The 288-nt window shown below is 56.6% G+C and carries 1 protein-coding gene; it reads left to right on the forward strand.

The window, feature by feature from the left end; all coding sequences use genetic code 11:
- Window positions 1–21: 21 nt before the first annotated feature.
- Window positions 22–288: hypothetical protein (locus tag K6753_RS14540; RefSeq protein WP_223677178.1), on the forward strand; the 267-nt coding region annotated here is incomplete at its 3' end.

Raw genomic sequence — 288 nt, forward strand, 5'->3', positions numbered from 1 at the left:
CCACAGGCTATCCTACCCACCATGGCCAACAAGCCCAAGAAGAAACGCAGTGCCAGCCCCATCTCACGCAGTTTGCAAGAAAACTTCCGTGGATTCAGCTACACTGCATCGGAGAGCTTTGATCAAGATGGCTGGAGCGGCTTGCGCGCGCGCATGAGGGAAGAAGATGAGCTCGAGAGAATGCGTGAAACTGATGGTCGAGCGCATGCGGAAGCAGTCGGCGACGACGAGATACCAGTCGTTAGCAGCAGTCCTCAACAGCAACCGATCGCGCTCGAGGGTGCGTTT

The organism is Novilysobacter selenitireducens (genome assembly GCF_020026895.1).
GTDB lineage: Bacteria > Pseudomonadota > Gammaproteobacteria > Xanthomonadales > Xanthomonadaceae > Lysobacter_C > Lysobacter_C selenitireducens.